Here is a 19,815-nt window from a genome sequence, read left to right as displayed (position 1 = left end):
AGGAAATAGCGTCCCATGCCATGAGCATGGAGATGACGGCCTGGCACCAGCTTTACTCGATGGACGACCAGCGGGAGCGTCGCCCCCTCTCACGGGCGACGCTCCTGCGCATCGGCGGCTTCGCCCGGCCCCACCGGGCCAAGCTCGCCCTGTTCGTGCTGCTCAGCGTGGTGCTGTCGGGCCTCGCGGTGGCCGCGCCGCTGCTCGCGGGCCGGGTCGTGGACGCGATCTTCAACGCCGAGCCGTTCGGCGTGGTGGCCGCGGTCGCGGTGGCCATCGCCGCGATCGCCGTCGCCGAGGCCGGGCTCGGGCTGGTCAACCGGTGGCTGTCGGCGGGCATCGGCGAGGACCTCATCCTCGGGCTGCGCACCGCCGTCTTCGACCACGTCCAGCGGATGCCGGTCGCCTTCTTCACCAGGACCCGTACCGGCGCGCTGGTCAGCCGGCTCAACAACGACGTGATCGGGGCGCAGCGGGCGTTCACCGACACTCTGTCCGGCGTGGTCGGCAACCTCGTGACGCTGGCGCTGACGCTCACCGCCATGATCGGCATCTCGTGGCAGATCACGCTGCTCGCGCTGGTGCTCCTGCCGGTGTTCGTGCTGCCCGCGCGGCGGATGGGCACGCGCATCGCCCGGCTGCGCCGCGAGGCGGCCGACCACAACGCGGCCATGGGCATCCAGATGACCGAGCGCTTCTCCGCGCCGGGCGCGACGCTGGTCAAGCTGTTCGGCCGGCCCTCCCACGAGTCGGCCGAGTTCGCCGCGCGGGCCCGCCGGGTCCGCGACATCGGCGTGCGCTCGGCCATGACCCAGTCGGCCTTCGTCACCGCGCTGACCCTGGTCTCGGCGCTCGCCCTGGCCCTCGTGTACGGCCTCGGCGGCTTCTACGCCCTGCGCGAGCAGCTCCAGCCCGGCGCGGTCGTCTCGATGGCCATGCTCCTCACCCGCCTGTACGCCCCGCTGACCGCCCTCGCCTCCGCCCGCATGGACATCATGAGCGCGGTCGTCAGCTTCGAGCGCGTCTTCGAGGTCCTGGACCTCAAGCCGCTCATCCAGGAACGGCCCGGCGCCCGCGAGGTCCCCGCAGGGCCGGTCGCGGTCGAGTTCGACGACGTGCGCTTCGCCTACCCCTCGGCCGACAAGGTCTCGCTGGCCTCGCTGGAGGCGGTCGCCGTGCTCGACTCGCGCGGCGGCCAGGAGGTGCTCCACGGGATCTCGTTCCGGGCCGAACCCGGACAGGTCGTCGCCCTCGTCGGCTCCTCGGGCGCGGGCAAGTCCACGATCGCCCAGCTCCTGCCCCGCCTGTACGACGTCGACTCCGGCGCCGTCCGCCTCGCCGGCGTGGACGTGCGCGAGCTGACCTTCGACTCCCTCCGCGACACCCTCGGCCTGGTCACCCAGGACGGCCACCTCTTCCACGAGACGATCAGGGCCAACCTGCTGCTGGCCCGCCCCGAGGCCACCGAGGACGAGCTGTGGGACGCGCTCACCCGGGCCCGCCTCGACACCCTCATCGGCTCGCTGCCCGACGGCCTCGACACCATGGTGGGCGAGCGCGGCTACCGCCTGTCGGGCGGCGAGCGCCAGCGCCTCACGATCGCCCGCCTGCTGCTGGCCCAGCCCCGGGTGGTGGTCCTGGACGAGGCCACGGCGGCGCTCGACGCGACCTCCGAGGCCGCCGTCCAGGCCGCGCTCACCGAGGCCCTCGCGGGCCGGACCGCCGTGGTCATCGCCCACCGCCTGTCCACGATCCGCGCCGCCGATCTCATCCTGGTCGTCGAGGACGGCCGGATCGTCGAACGCGGCACCCACGCCGAGCTCCTGGCCGCCGGCGGCCGCTACGAGGAGCTCTACCGCACCCAGTTCGACGACCCCACGACCGTCGAGGCGTTCGCCTAGCCCAGGTGCGAACTCGCCCTTCCCTGCCCCGTGATCCGAGCTGCCATCGCCTCCGAAGACGGGAAAGGTGGGCGATGACGGCCGGCGGATCCATCATGCCGAACGGCATGGAACATCACATCCGTGCGGATGAGCTCTTCTTCTCGACGACGGACCGGCGCGGGCTCCGCGAGCCGGTGCGCAGGATCGACGAGGAGGGCCGCTACCTGCTCAACAGCGCCATCGCCGACGCCCCCGTGCACCACCGCGCCGGCCGCGAGGCCGCCTCCGCCGTGCGGGCCAAGCTCATCGGCCTGCGGTCGGTGCCGCCCGAGACCTACCCGCACATCGTGGAGATGGCCGTGCCGCTGGTCGAGGGGCCGGACCCGGCGCTCTACGACACCTTCGGCGTCGACCTCGTCCTGGCGGGCATCGAAACCCTCGCCTGCCGGCGGCTAGGGTCCTCTTCGTGACCTTTGAGCTGATCTGCGAGATCGAACCCCCGACCAAGCCCGATCTGAAGCACGTCAGGCACCAGATCGGCACCATGAGCACGATCGCCCACTCCTTCCTCATCCCCGACAACCACATCGGGCGCGCGACCGTGTCGAGCGTGGCCGTGGCGCACGAGGTCGAGGCGATGGGCGGGCGGGGCATCGCCTGTCTCAACTCCCGCGACCGCAACCTGCTCGGCTTCCACCGCGACCTGCTGACCGCCGCCGCGTACGGGGTGGACCAGTTCCTGTTCGTGTACGGCGACAAGCCCACGAGCGGCAACCGGACCGGCGACCTCACCGTGCGCTCGATGATCGAGGAGGCGCGGGCGTTCTCGCCGGACCTCCGCCTCGGCGCGGCGGCCGGGCTGCGCTCCCTGCCCGCGTGGAAGCACACGGCCGACTTCCTGTTCCTCCAGGTCAGCTACTCGGTCGAGGATCAGCTCCGGTGGCGCGAGGAGCATCCGGCGGACGTGCCGGTCTACGCCGGGGTGATGGTCCTCGCCAGCGAGCGCCACGCCGCGGCCCTGGCCGCCGCGATCCCCGACATCGGCATCCCCGGCGACCTCGTCCGGCGGGTGGCGGCCGACCGCATGGCGGGCGTCGAGGCGGCCTGCGAGCAGGTGCTCGCGCTGCGCGAGTCGGGCGCGTTCGCCGGGGTCCACCTCGTCCCGGTCTCCCGCTACCGCGACGTCGAGGCGCGGCTCTCCGCCGTGCTCTGACCGCGCGCCAGCGCCGCGAGCAGCGCGCCCGCCACGGCCACCGCGAACAGCACCGCGTACGCCCGCTGGAAGCCGTCCATGAGCTGCCCGACGGCCACGGGGGAGAGCGCGGACAGCGTTCCGGCGTACACCTGGGCGCGCAGCTCCGGCCCGACGGAGGCGGTGAGCACGCTGAGCGACAGTCCGACGCTGATGACGATCCCGACGTTCATGATCATGACGCGGAAGCCGTTGACCACGCCCAGGCTGTCGCTCGGCAGCGCCGCCATCACCTGCGTGGTGTTGCCGGTCAGGAACGTTCCGCTGCCGCACCCGGCCACGAACAGGCCGATCCCGGTCACCCAGTACGGCGTCGCCGGATCGGTCGTCAGCATCAGCGTCCCGAGCCCCAGCGCGCTGAGCGTCGCCCCGCCGATCGACAGCGCGTACGGCGACACCCGCCGCCCCAGCAGCCCCACCAGCGGCGAGGCCAGCCCGATCCCGACCGGCACCGGCAGCACGCTGAGCCCGGCCGCGAACGCGTCCAGCCCTCGCGCGGCCTGGAAGTACAGCGCCACCACGAGGATCAGCGCCGAGCGGGCCAGCGCGTTGCAGAACGAGGCCGCGTTCGCGTACGCGAGCAGCCGCCCGCCGAACAGCCGCAGGTCCAGCACCGGGTTGGAGGCCCGCCGCTCGGCCAGCACGACGAGCGGCACCAGCAGCACGAACACCCCGGCCCCTGCCAGCACCACCGGGCTCGCCGGCCCGCGCGAGCCGGCCTCCGACAGCGCCAGCAGCAGCGCCGACAGCGCGGCGAACAGCAGCACGTTGCCCGGCGCGTCCACGGGCCTGCGCGGCCCCCGGGGCACCTTGCGCAGGATTGCCGCGCCCCAGCCGAGCGCGAGCAGCCCGGCGGGGACGTTCACCCAGAAGATCCACTGCCAGCCGGCCGTCGCGGCGATGAGGCCGCCGATCGTGGGCCCGGCGAGCTGCGCCACCGAGAGCGTGCCGATGTAGACGCCCATGCCCTGGCTCAGCCGTTCGGGCGGGAAGGCGTCGGTGATGATCACGGTGCCGTTCGCCAGGATCATCGCCGCGCCGACCGCCTGCACCACGCGCATCGCGATGAGGAACCACACGTCCGGCGACAGCCCGGCGAGCAGCGAGGCCAGCGTGAACAGGGCGAACCCCGCGAGGTACACCTCCCGCCTGCCCAGCAGGTCGGCCACCCGGCCGAAGAGCACCAGGGTCGCCGTGTTGACCAGGAGGAACGACAGCAGGATCCAGCCGGACTCCGTCGGCCCGGCCGCGAAGTGCCGCACGACGGTCGGTAAGGCCACGTTCAGCGTGCTGCCGGCGATGCCGATGAGGACGAGCCCCAGACTGGTGACCGAGCACGCCTTCCAGGCGTAGCGGAGGCGGCTGTCGTCTTGGGGGGTGACCGCGACCATGCTCCCACTATGACGTACGACGTACGTCCGATTTGGTGCGGGGGTTACCGGGCGCGCTTCCTGAGGCCGTCGAGGTCATGGATGACCACGCGCCGCCGCCCGGTCTCGATCAGCCCCCGGTCGCGCAGCGTGCGCAGCGCCTTGCTGACCGCCTCCCGCGACGCGCCGGTCCAGCCCGCCAGCTCGTCCTGCGACAGCGGCAGCGCCACGCGCACCCCGCCGTTGGTCTTCTCGCCGTACCGCTCGGCCAGCTCGATCAGGCGGGTCGCCACCCGGCCGGTCGTGTCGTAGGCGCCGTACTCGACGCGCTTCCTGTCGGAGTCGCGCAGCCGGCCGGTGACGAGCTTCATGAGCAGCACCGCGATCCGCCCGTGGGCCTCCAGGAACGCTGGGAAGTCGCGCACCACGATGCCGCTGATCGGCTCCAGCGCGGTGACCGTGGCCGAGCGCGGCGAGCCGTCGATGGCGGACATGTCGCCGAGCAGCCCGCCAGGCCCGCGTACGGCCAGTACCACCTCGGTGCCGCCGCTCGTGTGGGACGACACCTTGACCCGGCCGTCGAGCAGCACGAGCACCCAGTCGCCGCGGTCGCCCTCGTTCATCACGGCGGTGCCGCGATCCCAGCGGCGCAGGCGTCCGGCCGCGCGCAGGGCCTGCGCCTCCTCGTCGGTGAGCATCGACAGGAACTCGCCCGGCTCTGGGTCCATGCGCCCGATTATGTCGGCCTGGAACGCGCATAGCTACGGCTCCGCCGGAGGCATCGGCCGAAAGTACGGGCGCGGAGCGGGGGACCGGACTTGCGGTCGATGCCCGCGCCGGGGCCGCGTCGCCAGGATGAGGTCCCATGCCTTCCCCCCAAGATCACGCTCCGGGACCGGACCCCGGTGCCCTCGTCCGGCCGCGTATCGCCGCGCTCGACGTCCTGCGCGGGTTCGCGCTGGGCGAGATCCTGCTCGCCAACATCCAGCTCATGGCTTCCGGCGGCTCCGCCGTCGCGGTGCAGCCCATGGGCGACTGGGACCCCTGGCTCGGGCTGCCGATCTTCTCCCTGCTGTTCGGCATCGGGTTCTCGCTGCTGCTGGAGTCGGCCGCGCACCGCGACCCCCGCCCGTGGCTGGTCCTGCTGCGCCGGCTCGGTGCGCTGCTCGCGATCGGCCTCGTCCACATGCTGCTGTGGCCCGGCGAGGTCCTGACCAAGTACGCCGTCGTCGGCCTGCTGGTGCTGCTGCCGTCGAGCCGGATCCCCCGGTGGGCGGTGGCGGGCCTCTCCGCCGTGTTCCTGGCGGTGGCGGTGAGCAGCGGGGGCGGGCCCCTGCTGATCGCCGGGCTGTTCCTGCTGGGCTCGGCGCTGGTCCGCTACGGGGTGATCGCGAAGATCGAGGGGTCCACCCGGGGGCCGCTGCTGCTGGGCCTCGCCTTCGCGGCGGGTCTGGCCGCCGCCCTGTGGGAGCAGGCGAACCTGCGGGCGCTGGGCGAGACGGCCTACCTGCCCGCCCTGACCACCCTGGCCGACCTGCTGCTCGCCGCCATCTACGTGTGCGGCGTGCTGGTCCTGCTGAGGACGCCGCTGCGGCCGGTGCTGCGGTTCGTCTTCGCGCCGCTCGGCCGGATGGCGCTGACCAACTACCTGACCGCCACGCTCCTCGTCCTGGCGGCCGCGCACCTGCTCGGCCTGCCGATCGGCGAGTCGCCGACGGTGGCGTTCCAGGCGGCGGCGGTCATCCTCGCGGCGCAGTGGCTGTTCTCCACCCTCTGGCTGCGCCGCTGCCGCCAGGGCCCCCTGGAGTGGCTCTGGCGCTGGGCCACCTGGGCCCGCCGCCCCGCCCTGCGCCGCTGAGCCGGGAGCCCGCTACGCCAGCCCGGTCAGGACGTACGCCGCGACGAGCTCCTCCTTGCCCTTCAGGCTCAGCCGTCCCAGCGGGCTGACGCTCGCGCCCGCGCCGAGCTGCTTGAGCGTCGTCTCGCCGATGACGACCGTGCCGGGCTCGGCGACGCCCTCCAGCCGGGCGGCCACGTTGACGCAGTCGCCCATGGCGTTGAAGCCGCGCAGCTCGGGGCTGCCGATGTTGCCGACCAGGGCGGGCCCCGTGTTGATCCCCACCCGGAACGTCGGCCACGGCACGTCGTCCACCCGCTTCCACGCCATCTCCTCGGCCACCTCGGCCGCGGCCTGCTGCATCGCGAGCGCCGCCCGGCAGGCGGCCCGCGCGTGGTCCTCCTGCGCGGCCGGGGCGTTGAACAGCGCGAGCAGCGCGTCGCCCACGAACTGCACGATCGTTCCGCCGTTGTCGAGGATGCACGGCACGGCGGCCGTGTGGTAGCGGTTGAGCATCTCGACGATCTCGCCGGGCGTGACCTTCTCCGAGAACGTCGTGAAGCCCTTGAGGTCGGCGAAGAGCGCGGTCAGCTCGCGCAGCTCGCCGCCGAGCGCCGCCTGCGCCGGGTCGGCCAGCAGCGCGTGCGCCACGTCCGGCGACATGTACTGGTGGAACAACGTGTGCAGCTCCCGGTAGAGGCGGGCGTTCTCCAGCGAGAGGGAGAGCTGGCCGGCGAGCGTGGCGGCGAGGGCCTCGTCCTGGCTCGTCCGGCCGATCGGCACCTCCAGCACGCCCGCCAGCCTGCCCTTGACGGTGAGCGGGAAGGCCAGCAGGTGGTCGCGGCGGATGGGCTCGTCGCCGGTGAAGGCGTACTCGCGGGAGCCGACCTGCGTCCGGCCGTCGGCCACCAACGCGATCTTGACGTCTCCGTACGCCTGCCGCACCCGCTCCAGCGACGAGGCCAGCAGCTCGTCCTCCGGCAGCCCGACCCTGGTCCGGCCGCTGACGTCCACCAGGGCCGCCAGCCGGGCCGACAGCTCCCGCTCGCCCGCGAGCGCCGCGCCCGCCCGGTCCAGCACGGCGGTCTGGCTCTCGTTGAGCCGGAACTTGCCCGACAGGCGGGTCGCGGCCAGGGGCTCGCCCCTGCGTACGGCCTCGACCAGCTCCTCCAGGGCCCGGTCGTAGTCCTGCCTGATCCGGCGTACGGTCGCCGCGAGCGTCACCGAGTCGAACAGGCCCGCGCTCGACCCCTCGCGCCGGAACTGCAGGTAGGCGCTGTAGGCCACGAAGACGAAGGCCAGGGTCAGCAGCAGGTGCCACTCCCACCACGACAGGTGCCAGTTGAGCTGCGACATGCCGGCGACCATCGACTCGGCCAGCAGCGCGTACGCGGTGATGAGGCTGATCAGCATGGCCGACGGCCGCCGCCGGTGGATGAGGAACATCATCACGCTGGCGGCGGCGTACAGCAGCAGACCGGGGATCGAGCCCCAGGCGAGCCAGGGCACCGGCGTCACGGCGGGCGGCTCGCTGAGCGCGGTCAGCCCCGGCACCAGTGAGACGACGCCCCACACCGCCATGAAGCCGAGCAGCGCCGCGCGGACGAAGTGCTGCGCGCCCAGCACGCGGGCGGCGGCCGGCTCGCCGAGCGGCAGCGCCGAGGCGAAGGCGAACACGGCGGCGACCGACAGGCCCACCTGCTGGCCGATGTCGAAGCCGAGCGAGCCCGTGTGCAGGATGATCATCGGCGTGGCGAGGCCGTGCATGAGGAAGAAGCCGGCGCTGCTCAGGAAGACCATGGACACGAGGAACAGGCGGGCGTCGCGGCGGCGGCGCGAGGCTTCGCTGATCATCAGGCCGAGCGCCACGTTGACCCCGGCGACCGCGACGATCAGCCAGAAGTGGCTCGGGTTGTGCTGCCAGGGGATGTTGACGGAGTCGTTGGCGAGCAGGAGCCAGAGGCCCAGCATGGGCAGGACCAGGTGGATCGCCCAGACCGCGCCGCGGACCGGCTGGGTGGCCGGCGGCAGGTAGGGGGCGGGATCGGCGCGAGGCACATGCCGATTATCCACGGGCGGCCGGTGCCGCGACTGTGCCGTTTTACTCACCCGAGTCGGAGACTATCGGTCAACCCGGTCAGTCGCATTCTGCACCGTAATAAACACGTTATGTAGTTTCTGCCATCCTTTGGAGCGGTTGAAACGTGCTTCTCATGCATCTCTTACGCAACATCCGTCGCTTGGAAGGACAGTCGTGGCTATCAAGATCCGCGGTGGGCGTGCGCTCACCCTCGCCACTGTCGGAGCGCTCGCCGCCTCGCTTCTCGCCGTCGGTGGCGTCGCCACCGCATCGTCGGCCGGCAACCAGGTCACCGCCTGCGTGCACAAGAAGACGCGCTACGCGCGCATCGTGAACCCGACCACGAAGTGCCGCACCACCGAGATCCGCGTGCTCATCGGCGGCGGCAGCGAGGCCACCACGAACTCCGTCACCGTCGGCCCCAAGGGCGACACGGGCCCGCAGGGCCCGAAGGGCGACGCCGGCCCCCAGGGCCCGCAGGGCCGCCCCGGCCTGAAGGGCGCCACCGGCCCCGCCGGCCCGAAGGGCGACACCGGCCCCGCCGGTCCCGCGGGTCCGCAGGGCCCGAAGGGCGCGGACGGCAAGGACGGGCTCCCCGGCAAGGACGGCAAGGACGGGCTCCCCGGCAAGCCGGGCGAGCAGGGCCCCCGCGGCCCGCAGGGCCCCAAGGGTGACACCGGCCCCGCGGGCCCGCAGGGCCCGAAGGGCGCGGACGGCAAGGACGGCGGCAGCTTCACGACCTACACCAAGACCGCCTCGCTGAACAGCGTCGGCTCCGCCACCGCCTCCTGCAGCCAGGGCGGCAACGCCACCGGCGGCGGCTTCAGCTTCAGCACCCTGAAGAACGCGGAGGTCATGACCAGCGCGCCGAGCGGCAACGGCACCGGCTGGACCGTCAGTGTCGCCAAGGACGACAACGGCGGCGGCAACGACTTCGCCCCCAGCGGCGGGGAGAAGACCGCCGGCCACGGCGGCAACAACGGCACGTCCGTCAACGGCACGGTCTACGTCGTCTGCCTGAAGAAGGCGTAACCCCCCACGCGCGAAAGGGCCGGCACGGGGGAGACCCCGTACCGGCCCTTCTCACGTCCCGGGTCAGCCGAACAGCGCCGGCAGCGCCGCCTGGTGCGTCTCCCGCAGCTCCTCGACCGGCACCTCGAACACGTCCTCGACCACCAGCGACGCCCCGCCGGTGACCCCGAGCCCGTAACACGGCACGTCGTGCCGCCCGCACAGCGAGGCGAACTCGTCGTACGCCTCCGGCCGCACCACGACCAGCGCCCGCGCCGCCGACTCGCTGAACAGGTCGACGAACGGCTCGCCGGACAGCGTCACGCGCGCCCCGACGCCCCGCGCCAGGCACGACTCGGCCAGCGCCACCGCGAGCCCGCCGTCGGACAGGTCGTGCGAGCCCTCCAGCAGCCCGCGCCTGGCCGCCTCCACCAGCACGGCCCCGAGCGCCTGCTCGGCCTCCAGGTCCGCCTGCGGCGGCAGCCCGCCCAGGTGGTGGTGGACGACGTGCGCCCACTCCGAGCCGCCGAACTCCTCGCGCGTGTCGCCGAGCAGCACCACGCGCAGCCCCTCGGCGACGAACCCGGTGGGCACCCGCTTGGCGACGTCCTCGATGACGCCGAGCACGCCCACGACCGGGGTCGGGTTGACGGCGGTCGCGCCCGTCTGGTTGTAGAAGGAGACGTTGCCGCCGGTGACCGGCACACCGAGCGCCCGGCAGGCGTCGGCGAGGCCGCGCGTGGCCTCGGCGAACTGCCACATGACCTCGGGGTCCTCGGGCGAGCCGAAGTTGAGGCAGTTCGTGACGGCGAGCGGCGCGGCCCCGGTCACCGCGACGTTGCGGTAGGCCTCGGCGAGCGCGAGCTGCGCCCCCGCGTAGGGGTCGAGCTTGGCGTAGCGGCCGTTGCCGTCGGTGGCGAGCGCGATGCCGCGCGTCGTCGGCTCGGCGCCCTCGATGGCCTCGGAGATGCGCAGCATGCCGGCGTCGGCCGGCTGGGCCAGCACCGTGTTGGACCGGACGTAACGGTCGTACTGGTCGGTCACCCACGCCTTGGAGGCCAGGTTGGGCGAGCCGAGCAGCCGCAGCAGCGTCTCCCGCAGGTCGGCGGGCCGCTTCAGGCGGTCGGGGGTGTCGGCGTTGAGCGCGGACTGCCCGGCCGGCTCGTGGTAGGGCCGCTCGTAGACCGGCCCCTCGTCGGCGGCCGTGCCCGGCGGGATGTTCACGATGACCTCGCCGTCCCACGTCATGACGAGCCGCCCGGTGTCGGTGACCTCGCCGATGACGGTCGCGGGGACGTCCCACTTGGCGCAGATCTCCATGAACGCCGGGATGTCGTCGGGCCGGACCACGGCCATCATGCGCTCCTGCGACTCGCTCATGAGGATCTCCTCAGGGCGGAGCGAGGGGTCGCGGAGCGGCACGAGGTTGAGGTCGACGCGCATGCCGCCGGTGCCCTTGGCGGCCAGCTCGGTCGTGGCGCAGGAGACGCCGGCCGCGCCGAGGTCCTGGATGCCGACGACCACGTCGGCCGCGTACAGCTCCAGGCAGCACTCGATGAGCAGCTTCTCCATGAACGGGTCGCCCACCTGCACGGCGGGCCGCTTGGCCTGCGACTCGTCCTCGAACGTGGCGCTGGCCAGCACGCTCGCCCCGCCGATGCCGTCGGGGCCGGTGGACGCGCCGAACAGCACGACCTGGTTGCCGGGGCCGGGCGCCGTGGCGAGCTTGATCTGGTCCTTGCGCAGCAGGCCCACGCACAGGGCGTTGACCAGCGGGTTGCCGAGATAGCAGGGGTCGAAGACGACCTCGCCGCCGATGTTGGGCAGGCCCAGGCAGTTGCCGTAGCTGCTGATGCCCTCGACCACGCCGGGCAGCACCCGGCGGGTGTCGACCGCGTCGGCCGCGCCGAAGCGCAGGGAGTCCATGACGGCGATCGGGCGCGCGCCCATCGACATGATGTCGCGGACGATGCCGCCGACGCCGGTGGCCGCGCCCTGGTGGGGCTCGACGTAGGACGGGTGGTTGTGCGACTCGATCTTGAACGTGGCCGCCCAGCCGTCGCCGATGTCGACCACGCCCGCGTTCTCGCCCATGCCGACCAGCAGCGCCTCCGACTTGGGCGCCTTGGTGGCGAACTGCTTGAGATGCACCTTGGACGACTTGTACGAGCAGTGCTCCGACCACATGACGCTGTAGATGGCCAGCTCGGAGCCGGTGGGGCGGCGGCCGAGGATCTGCTTGACCCGGTCGTACTCGTCCTGCTTCATGCCGAGCTCGGCGAAGGGCATCGGCTCGTCGGGCGTCGCGGACGCCCGCTCGACGGTGTCAGTCATACATTCACCAGGCTCTTGAGGATGGAGGTGAAGAAGCCGAGGCCGTCGGTGCTGGGGGCGCCGACGAGGTCCTCGACCGCGTGCTCGGGGTGCGGCATGAGGCCGACGACGTTGCCGGCCGCGTTGCTGATGCCGGCGATGTCGTTGAGCGAGCCGTTGGGGTTGCCGAGGTAGCGCACGACCACCTGGCCGCCCGCCTCCAGCTCGGCGAGGGTGTCGGCGGAGGCGACGTAGCGGCCCTCGCCGTGCTTGATCGGCAGCGTGATCTCCTGGCCCTCGTCGAACGAGTTGGTCCAGGAGGTCGAGGCGCGCTCGACGCGCAGCCGCTGGTCGCGGCAGACGTAGTGCAGCGAGGCGTTGCGGGTCAGCGCGCCCGGCAGCAGGTGGGCCTCGCAGAGGATCTGGAAGCCGTTGCAGGTGCCGATGACCGGCAGCCCGGCTCTGGCGGCCGGGATCAGCTCGTCCATCAGCGGCGCGAAGCGCGAGATGGCGCCGCAGCGCAGGTAGTCGCCGTAGGAGAAGCCGCCGGGCAGGAAGACGGCGTCGACCCCCTTCAGGTCGTGGTCGGCGTGCCACAGCGGCACCGCCTCCGCGCCCACGAGGCGCACGGCTCTGGCGGCGTCCTGGTCGTCGAGAGTTCCTGGAAACGTGACTACGCCCACACGGGCAGCGCTCATGACAGTCGTCCCCTCCGAGGATGCGCGCGCACGCGCCACCGTCGATGCGGGGTGACGGTGGTCTGCGGCGGTCACTTCAGCGTATCGGAGGCGCTCAGATGCGCGGTATCGCGGTCAGACGGCGGCGAGCTCCCGGGGACGGGCCGCGACCTCGTCGTCCCAGTCGAGCGATTTGCGCAGATGGACGGTGGTGCCACGGCCCGGCGTGACGCCGAACGAGATCTCGTCCACGACGGAGCGCATGATCAGCAGCCCGCGGCCGTTCTCGGTGTCGGGCGGGGGCAAGCTCGGCGGGATCGACGGCACCCCGTTGCCGCTGTCCGCCACCCGCACGTCGCACTGGCCGTAGCCGATCGACGCGGTCACCTCGTAGCGGTTGGCGGGCCCCCCGTGCCGAACCGCGTTGGAGCATGCCTCGGAGACGGCGAGCAGCATGTCGGCGATGCAGGTCTCGCTCACGTTGAGCGACCTCATGGCATCGCCGAGCACCCGCCTGACCATCGGTATGCCGATCGCATCCCGAGGCAGTGCCAACGAGAACTCAATATCCACCGGACTCCTCCGGGCGCCAGAATGTCACCTGGAGTAGATTTCCCTGTGAAAACAGGGCTAACCGCAAAATCACGCGGTTGTTATTCACTGTTGGCAACCCCGTGGCATTGTGGCATGCCGGAGCCCGGCTTTAAGCGGCCACGGGGAAAACAGGACGCCAAATCTCCCTACTGCTCCTCGACCCGGACGGCGTAGTCCTCGATCACGGTGTTGGCCAGCAGGGTCTCGGCCATCTTGCGGACCTCGTCCAGCGCCGCGGCGTCGGCCGGGCCGTCGAGCTCGACCTCGAAACGCTTGCCCTGGCGGACGGACGAGACGCCGGAGAAGCCGAGCCGGGGCAGCGCCCGCGCGATCGCCTGGCCCTGCGGGTCGAGGATCTCGGGCTTCAGCATGACCTCGACGATGACGCGCGCCACTGACTTCCTCCTGCGTGGGACGGTGGTGGGAAAGCCAGCCTACCGGGGGCGTGTGGCCGACGCGGCAACGGGAACGGGGGAGACATGGGGCTTGCGCGGAGGGCTGTGACGTCTGCCACGATGTTCCCAAACGCGTACGAACCACCACCAGTTGGTTCATCGCCAAGAAGGCTGGCCTAAGGTGGCAACCCCATCAGGACCAGCCCCGACGCACAGGAGAGTGGCACGTGACACTCGACGCCTCTCGCGGTGCTCATGACGAAGCACCTCCGGAGCTCGTCCAGCTGCTCACCCCCGAGGGTGAGCGGATCGAGCACCCTGACTACGACGTCGATCTCACCCCGGAGGAGGTCCGGTCGCTCTACCGCGACCTGGTGCTCGTCCGGCGCATCGACCTGGAGGCCGTGGCGCTGCAACGCCAGGGCGAGCTCGGGATCTGGGCCTCGCTGCTCGGCCAGGAGGCCGCGCAGATCGGCTCCGGCCGCGCGCTGACCGACAGTGACATGGCGTTCCCCACCTACCGCGAGCACGGCGTGGCGTGGTGCCGCGACGTCGACCCGGTCAAGCTGCTCGGGCTGTTCCGCGGCGTCAACCACGGCGGATGGGACCCCAAGGAGCACAACTTCCACCTCTACACGATCGTCATCGGCAGCCAGACCCTCCACGCGGTCGGCTACGCGATGGGCATCCAGCGCGACGACGCGAACGCCGCCACGATCGTCTACTTCGGCGACGGCGCGACCTCCCAGGGCGACGTGAACGAGTCCTTCATCTGGGCCAGCGTGTTCAACGCGCCGATCGTGTTCTTCTGCCAGAACAACCAGTGGGCCATCTCCGAGCCGCTGGAGAAGCAGACCCGCATCCCCCTCTACCGCCGCGCCTCCGGCTTCGGCTTCCCCGGGATCCGGGTCGACGGCAACGACGTGTTCGCCTGCCTGGCCGTCACGCGCAAGGCCCTGGAGGCCGCGCGCACCGGGCAGGGGCCGACGCTCGTCGAGGCGTTCACGTACCGGATGGGCGCCCACACCACGACCGACGACCCCACGCGCTACCGGGTCGCCGGCGAGCTGGAGGCGTGGAAGCTCAAGGACCCCATCGAACGGGTGAAGGCCTACCTGTTCAAGAACGAGCTGGCCGATCAGGAGTTCTTCGACTCCGTCGACGAGGAGGCCGCCCAGCTCGGCGCCGACCTGCGGCGGCGCTGCCTCGCGCTGCCCGACCCCCGGCCGCTCGACATCTTCGACCACGTCTACCGCGAGCCCCACGCGCTGATCGACCAGGAGCGCGCCCAGTTCGCCGCGTATCTGGAGGGGTTCGAGAAGTGACCGTACTGAGCTTGTCCAAGGCCCTGAACGAGGGCATGCGCAAGGCGATGGAGGACGACCCCAAGGTCCTCATCATGGGCGAGGACGTCGGCAAGCTGGGCGGCGTCTTCCGCGTCACCGACGGCCTGCAGAAGGACTTCGGCGAGGACCGCGTCATCGACACGCCGCTCGCCGAGTCTGGCATCATCGGCACCGCGATCGGCCTGGCGCTGCGCGGCTACCGGCCGGTGTGCGAGATCCAGTTCGACGGCTTCGTCTTCCCGGCCGCCGACCAGATCATCACGCAGCTCGCCAAGATGCCCATGCGGTCGCTGGGCGCGATCAAGCTGCCGGTCGTCGTCCGCATCCCCTGCGGCGGCGGGATCGGCGCGGTCGAGCACCACAGCGAGTCGCCGGAGGCGTACTTCACCCACACCTCCGGGCTGCGCGTGGTCGCCTGCTCCAACCCGGCGGACGCGTACTCGATGATCCAGCAGGCGATCCGCTGCGACGACCCGGTGGTGTTCTTCGAGCCCAAGCGCCGCTACTGGGAGAAGGGCGACATCGACACCTCCTCCGCCGGCTGGTGGACGCCGTTCGACGCGGCCAGGGTCGTACGGCCGGGGTCCGACGCCACGCTGCTGGCGTACGGGCCGATGGTGAAGACCTGCCTGGAGGCCGCGGCGGCGGCCGAGGACGACGGCCGTTCCCTGGAGGTCGTGGACCTGCGCTCGCTCAACCCGCTGGACGAGGCGGTGATCATGGAGTCGGCGCGGCGCACCGGCCGGGTCGTGGTCGTCCACGAGGCGCCCGTCTACAACGGCTTCGGCGCCGAGCTGGCCGCCCGCGTCACCGAGCAGTGCTTCTACCACCTGGAGGCCCCGGTGCTGCGGGTCGGCGGGTTCTCCACCCCCTACCCCCCGTCGAAGCTGGAGGAGCACTACCTGCCCGACCTGGACCGGGTGCTCGACGCCGTCGACCGGGCCTTCGGGTTCTGAGAGGGGGGTTTCATGCGACGCGAGTTCAGGCTCCCCGACGTCGGGGAGGGGCTGACCGAGGCCGAGATCGTCCGCTGGCACGTCCAGGCGGGCGACGAGGTCAAGGTCAACCAGATCGTGGTCGAGATCGAGACCGCGAAGTCGATCGTCGAGCTGCCGATCCCGTGGGACGGCGTGGTGTCCGGCCTGCTCGCCGACGAGGGTCTGACGGTGGAGGTGGGCCGGCCGATCATCGCCGTGGACACGGCCGAGGAGCCCGGCGAGACCTCGCCGGTGGCGGCTCCGGCAGAGCAGGCGAAGGCCCTGGCCGAGGAGCTGGTGCCCGAGCCTCCGGCGGAGGGCGCGGTCGAGCCCGGCGCCCACGGCAGCCCGGCCCCGAAGGAGGAGCGCCAGGCGGTCCTGGTCGGCTACGGCGTCAAGACCGGCGCCACCAAGCGCCGCCCCCGCAAACCCCCGGCCACCGCCACCGAGACCCCGGCCACGCAGACCCCGCCCTCGGAAGCGGCGCCCACCACGATCCCCGCCGCCCCGGTGGCCAACCCGAGGCGTGTGGAGGTGGCGCCCGTACCCGTCGCCGAGGGGCCGGGCCCGATCACGGTGCTGGCCAAGCCGCCGGTCCGCAAGCTGGCCAAGGACCTCGGCGTGGACCTCACGACGGTCACGGGCACCGGCCCGCAGGGCTCCATCACGCGGGACGACGTCCACGCCGCGGCTGCCGCCGCCCAGGCCCCGGAGCAGGTCCCGCGGCAGGTCCCGCAGCAGGTCCCGCAGCAGGTCCCGCAGCAGGTCCCGGCCCCGGCCGCCCCCGGGCAGCGGGAGGAGCGCGTCCCGATCAAGGGCGTGCGCAGGATGATGGCCCAGGCCATGGTCGCGAGCGCCTACACCGCTCCGCACGTCACGGAGTTCCTCCAGATCGACGCGACCGGCACCATGGAGGCCGTCCGGCGGCTGCGCGCCCTGCCGGACTTCGCCGAGGTCAAGGTGAGCCCGCTGCTGCTGGTGGCCAAGGCCGTCCTGACGGCGGCCCGCCGGCACCCGATGGTCAACTCCTCCTGGGACGAGCAGGCCCAGGAGATCGTCGTCAAGCACTACGTCAACCTCGGGATCGCCGCCGCCACCCCCCGGGGCCTGGTGGTGCCCAACATCAAGGACGCGCACGCCCTCTCCCTGCCCGACCTGGCCAGGAGCCTGGCCGAGCTGACGGAGACGGCCCGCGCGGGACGCACCCAGCCGGCCGAGATGGCGGGCGGCACGTTCACGATCACCAACGTCGGCGTGTTCGGCGTGGACACCGGCACCCCCATCATCAACCCCGGCGAGGCCGCCATCCTCGCCTTCGGCCAGGTGCGGGACATGCCGTGGGTGGTGGACGGCGAGCTGGCCGTGCGGAAGGTGACGACGCTGTCGCTGTCGTTCGACCACCGCATCGTGGACGGCGAGCTGGGCTCCCGCTTCCTGCGCGACGTCGGCGACATGCTGGAGGACCCGCTCCGGATCATGGCCTGGAGCTGAGGACAAAGGGTGATCGCCGGGAGGACCCCTCCCCCGGCGATCACCACGGGCCCGGCACGAGAGCGCGCTTGCTCTCCGCGGCAGGCCCGTACGAGGCGAGCCACACGGTTGCCTTCATGACGTCGGAGACGGCGCCTGCCCAGTCTGATACATCGTCCTCGTAGATCGGCCGCGCCCGCGCCGTCCGCCCCGGCCGGCGCCTCGGCGTTTGGGGGTCTCCTTCAGGTCATCGGAGGTCGTCCTCGCGTGCCGGTCGCAGCAGCGCGGGGTGAAGCAGCCGGGCGTCGCCGGCGCGGTAGAGCTTGGCCCGGGGCCCGCCCTTGGGGCCGCCGGTCTCGGTGGTCTGTCCGGTGCTCTCGACGAACCCGGGCACGGACAGGACCTTGCGGTGGAAGTTGCCCGCGTGCAGCGGGGTGCCCCACACGCTCTCGTAGATGAGCCGCAGCTCGGAGATGGTGAACAGCTCGCCGGCGAACGCGGTGGCGAGCGGGGTGTACTCCAGTTTGGAGCGGGCCCGTTCGACCCCGTCGGCGAGGATGCGGGCGTGGTCGAAGGCGAGCGGCGGCACGTCGTCGACCGGGTGCCAGACGGCCGCCGCCGCGTCGGTGCCGGGCTCTGGGCCGGGCAGGCCGGGCGCGAAGGCGAGGTGGGCGATCGACACGACGCGCATGCGCGGGTCGCGGCCGGGGCCGCCGTAGCCGGCGAGCTGCTCCAGGTGGGCGGGCCGGGCGGCCACGCCGGTCTCCTCGGCCAGCTCGCGCACGGCGGCCTCGGCGAGGTCCTCGTCGGGCCGGATGAAGCCGCCGGGCAGCGCCCAGGACCCCGCGTACGGCTCGGCCCCCCGCTCGACGATCAGCACGTGCAGCCGCCGGTCCCGGATGGTCAGCGCGACCACGTCGACCGTCACCGCGACCGGGGCGTGGCGCCGCGGGTCGTAGCCGGCCAGGAAGTCCTCCACGCCCATGTCCTTCTCAGTTTGAGTATTTCTCTATCTGAGAATAACCAGGACGACACGAAGATGTCGATAGGGTGCCCCCATGATTCGCCACATCGTGCTGTTCACCTGGACCGACGACGCGACCGACGAGCAGAAGGCGACGGTGACCGCCGAGCTGCGCAAGCTGCCGGACGCCATCCCGGAGCTCCGCTCCTACACGGTCGGCCCCGACGTCGGCATCAACCAGGGCAACCACGCCTACGGGGTGGTCGCCGACTTCGACTCCGTGGACGACTACATCGTCTACCGCGACCACCCGCGGCACCAGGCGGTCATCGCCGAGCACATCAAGCCGATCCTCGGCGCCCGCGCGGCCGTGCAGATCGAGGTGTAGGGCCTCCTAGACCTCCGGCGGGTGGTTCTCGCGGTGCATCAGGCGCTCGTCGGACGTGCGGCCCCTCCTCGGGGCCAGCACGACGCTGAGCACGACGCCCACGCCGCCGACGATCATGAAGATCAGGCCGATGACGTCCATGTGGACGCTCTTTCCGAAGACGTCGGGCTCGATCGCGAACCTCAGGATGGCGCCGAGCGTGAGGAAGAAGATGCTGACCCCGACACCCATGACGAGCCTCCCTGGTCCTGCGGGCCGGTAAACGGCGGGTACGCCCACGGTCATACCCTGCTAATGCCGATCACACCCGCGATCAGGCGAGGCACGACAGCGGCCGGCCGCCGTTGTAGGCGATCATGTCGAGCACGGCGGCGGCCAGGTCGATCGGCGCTCCCGGCGGAGCGCCGTCCAGCTCCGCGTAGGCGCGGTGCAGGTTGCCCACGATCCGCTCGGCGTCCAGCAGCCCGCCCCACGGGCCGAGGTCGGTCTCCCTGGCCGCGTCGAGCGGCGTGAGCCCCGCCTCCCGGCCGCGCCTGGCGGTCTCCAGCACGAACCGCAGGTAGCCCTCGACCTCGTCGTAGACCTCCGGCCCGCACACCTCGCCGTGGCCGGGCACGATCGTCTCCGCCTCCAGAGCCCTGAGCCCGTCGAGCGCGTCGAGCGCCCCGGTGACCGAGCCCATGAGCACGAACGGGGTGCCGCCGTTGAACACCAGGTCGCCGCTGAACAGCACGCGCCGCTCCGGGATCCACACGTACGAGTCGTTGGTGGTGTGCGCGGCGTGCCCGACGTGCCGCACCTCGCACCGCAGGTCGTCGGAGTGCACCGTGATCCGGTCGGTGAAGGTCAGGAACGGCGGGGCGAGCTCCATCGCGCCCCACTCGACCTCGGCCGACCAGGCCGCCCGGTAGGCGGGGACGCCCTCGGCCAGGATCTGCGCCCGTACCCCCTCGTGCCCGACGATCGTCGCCTCGGGGAACAGCCAGTTGCCGAAGGTGTGGTCGCCGTGGTGGTGCGTGTTGATCAGCGTCGTGACGGGCCGCCCGCTGACCTTGCCGATGGCCTCACGCAACCGGCGGGTGCGCCGCTCGGTCGAGCAGGCGTCCACGCAGATCACCCCGCGCCGCCCGGCGAGGAAGCCGGTGTTGTTGATCCACCAGCTCCCGTCCGGCTGGACGTAGGCGTAGACGCCTTCGGAGACCTCGTCGACCCGCGCGGGCGGCAGGGGATCGTCGTGCACGGACGCGCTCATGCCCGC

Annotated in this window: 19 protein-coding genes; 9 read left to right on the top strand and 10 right to left on the bottom strand. The window is 72.0% G+C overall.

Translation table 11 applies throughout. From position 1 onward, the window contains the following. Positions 1-20 precede the first annotated feature (20 nt). The 3 genes from Nocox_RS39495 to Nocox_RS39485 all read left to right on the top strand — a co-directional run bounded on the left by Nocox_RS39495 (position 21) and on the right by Nocox_RS39485 (position 3,096). A complete protein-coding gene (locus Nocox_RS39495; RefSeq protein ID WP_020544224.1) occupies positions 21-1,901 on the top strand; it encodes an ABC transporter ATP-binding protein in 1,881 nt (626 codons plus the stop codon). Positions 1,902-1,975: 74 nt separating this feature from the next. Beyond that, positions 1,976-2,353 (top strand): hypothetical protein, encoded by a 378-nt coding sequence (locus Nocox_RS39490; RefSeq protein WP_020544223.1) that lies wholly within the window; start codon positions 1,976-1,978, stop codon positions 2,351-2,353. Continuing rightward, positions 2,350-3,096, top strand: coding sequence for a hypothetical protein (locus Nocox_RS39485; protein ID WP_020544222.1), 747 nt, complete (start codon positions 2,350-2,352; stop codon positions 3,094-3,096). The genes Nocox_RS39490 and Nocox_RS39485 overlap by 4 nt, the downstream gene beginning before the upstream one ends. On the opposite strand, the gene Nocox_RS39480 is transcribed toward Nocox_RS39485, so the two are convergent. After that, positions 3,057-4,526, bottom strand: coding sequence for an MFS transporter (locus Nocox_RS39480; RefSeq protein ID WP_020544221.1), 1,470 nt, complete (start codon positions 4,524-4,526; stop codon positions 3,057-3,059). The genes Nocox_RS39485 and Nocox_RS39480 overlap by 40 nt on opposite strands. A 44-nt stretch (positions 4,527-4,570) precedes the next feature. Next, positions 4,571-5,233, bottom strand: coding sequence for a Crp/Fnr family transcriptional regulator (locus Nocox_RS39475; protein WP_020544220.1), 663 nt, complete (start codon positions 5,231-5,233; stop codon positions 4,571-4,573). 137 nt (positions 5,234-5,370) lie between these two features. On the opposite strand from Nocox_RS39475, the gene Nocox_RS39470 reads away from it, so the two are divergent. Then, complete coding sequence (locus tag Nocox_RS39470) at positions 5,371-6,363, top strand: DUF418 domain-containing protein (RefSeq protein WP_020544219.1); 993 nt, start codon at positions 5,371-5,373, stop codon at positions 6,361-6,363. Positions 6,364-6,375: 12 nt separating this feature from the next. Here Nocox_RS39470 and Nocox_RS39465 read toward each other — a convergent pair whose 3' ends face one another. After that, positions 6,376-8,400 (bottom strand): adenylate/guanylate cyclase domain-containing protein, encoded by a 2,025-nt coding sequence (locus Nocox_RS39465; protein WP_246649686.1) that lies wholly within the window; start codon positions 8,398-8,400, stop codon positions 6,376-6,378. A 196-nt stretch (positions 8,401-8,596) separates the two neighbouring features. Between Nocox_RS39465 and Nocox_RS43850 the strand changes: the two genes are divergently transcribed. Beyond that, positions 8,597-9,454, top strand: coding sequence for a collagen-like protein (locus Nocox_RS43850; RefSeq protein WP_051112602.1), 858 nt, complete (start codon positions 8,597-8,599; stop codon positions 9,452-9,454). 63 nt (positions 9,455-9,517) lie between these two features. Here Nocox_RS43850 and purL read toward each other — a convergent pair whose 3' ends face one another. The 4 genes from purL to purS form a co-directional block, all read right to left on the bottom strand. Continuing rightward, entirely contained in the window at positions 9,518-11,767 is a 2,250-nt protein-coding gene (gene purL, locus Nocox_RS39455) for a phosphoribosylformylglycinamidine synthase subunit PurL (protein ID WP_026214545.1), read from the bottom strand. Next, positions 11,764-12,444: a phosphoribosylformylglycinamidine synthase subunit PurQ gene (purQ, locus tag Nocox_RS39450; protein WP_026214544.1), complete on the bottom strand. Its 681-nt coding sequence runs from the start codon at positions 12,442-12,444 to the stop codon at positions 11,764-11,766. Before purQ ends, purL begins: the two co-directional genes overlap by 4 nt. A gap of 114 nt (positions 12,445-12,558) precedes the next feature. Continuing rightward, positions 12,559-12,903, bottom strand: coding sequence for an ATP-binding protein (locus Nocox_RS39445; protein ID WP_246649685.1), 345 nt, complete (start codon positions 12,901-12,903; stop codon positions 12,559-12,561). Between the two features lie 260 nt (positions 12,904-13,163). Continuing rightward, positions 13,164-13,412, bottom strand: a complete 249-nt coding sequence (purS, locus tag Nocox_RS39440; RefSeq protein ID WP_020544216.1) for a phosphoribosylformylglycinamidine synthase subunit PurS — start codon at positions 13,410-13,412, stop codon at positions 13,164-13,166. Positions 13,413-13,639: 227 nt separating this feature from the next. Here purS and pdhA point away from each other — a divergent pair, with 227 nt between their 5' ends. From pdhA to Nocox_RS39425, 3 genes are read left to right on the top strand one after another with little or no spacing between them, the layout of a single operon-like run. Then, entirely contained in the window at positions 13,640-14,737 is a 1,098-nt protein-coding gene (gene pdhA / locus Nocox_RS39435) for a pyruvate dehydrogenase (acetyl-transferring) E1 component subunit alpha (protein WP_020544215.1), read from the top strand. 35 nt (positions 14,738-14,772) lie between these two features. Next, positions 14,773-15,714 carry an alpha-ketoacid dehydrogenase subunit beta gene (locus tag Nocox_RS39430; RefSeq protein WP_051112606.1) on the top strand — a complete coding sequence of 314 codons (942 nt, stop codon included), beginning with the start codon at positions 14,773-14,775 and terminating at the stop codon, positions 15,712-15,714. Between the two features lie 12 nt (positions 15,715-15,726). After that, positions 15,727-17,226 carry a dihydrolipoamide acetyltransferase family protein gene (locus tag Nocox_RS39425; protein WP_020544213.1) on the top strand — a complete coding sequence of 500 codons (1,500 nt, stop codon included), beginning with the start codon at positions 15,727-15,729 and terminating at the stop codon, positions 17,224-17,226. Positions 17,227-17,452: 226 nt separating this feature from the next. Here the strand turns inward: Nocox_RS39425 and Nocox_RS39420 are convergent, their stop codons facing one another. Further along, positions 17,453-18,190 carry an NUDIX hydrolase gene (locus Nocox_RS39420; protein ID WP_020544212.1) on the bottom strand — a complete coding sequence of 246 codons (738 nt, stop codon included), beginning with the start codon at positions 18,188-18,190 and terminating at the stop codon, positions 17,453-17,455. Between the two features lie 73 nt (positions 18,191-18,263). Here Nocox_RS39420 and Nocox_RS39415 point away from each other — a divergent pair, with 73 nt between their 5' ends. After that, positions 18,264-18,557 (top strand): Dabb family protein, encoded by a 294-nt coding sequence (locus Nocox_RS39415; RefSeq protein WP_020544211.1) that lies wholly within the window; start codon positions 18,264-18,266, stop codon positions 18,555-18,557. Between the two features lie 6 nt (positions 18,558-18,563). Here Nocox_RS39415 and Nocox_RS39410 read toward each other — a convergent pair whose 3' ends face one another. Further along, the gene (locus Nocox_RS39410; protein ID WP_020544210.1) at positions 18,564-18,788 is read right to left on the bottom strand and encodes a hypothetical protein; all 225 of its coding nucleotides are present in this window, start codon (positions 18,786-18,788) and stop codon (positions 18,564-18,566) included. Positions 18,789-18,870: 82 nt separating this feature from the next. Beyond that, on the bottom strand, positions 18,871-19,809 hold the full coding sequence (locus tag Nocox_RS39405; protein ID WP_020544209.1) for an MBL fold metallo-hydrolase: 939 nt from the start codon (positions 19,807-19,809) through the stop codon (positions 18,871-18,873). Between the last annotated feature and the right edge of the window lie 6 nt (positions 19,810-19,815).

Source organism: Nonomuraea coxensis DSM 45129 (genome assembly GCF_019397265.1).
Taxonomy (GTDB): domain Bacteria; phylum Actinomycetota; class Actinomycetes; order Streptosporangiales; family Streptosporangiaceae; genus Nonomuraea; species Nonomuraea coxensis.
Note: the sequence above shows the minus strand (reverse complement) of the source record. Positions and strands in the feature narration are given on the sequence as shown.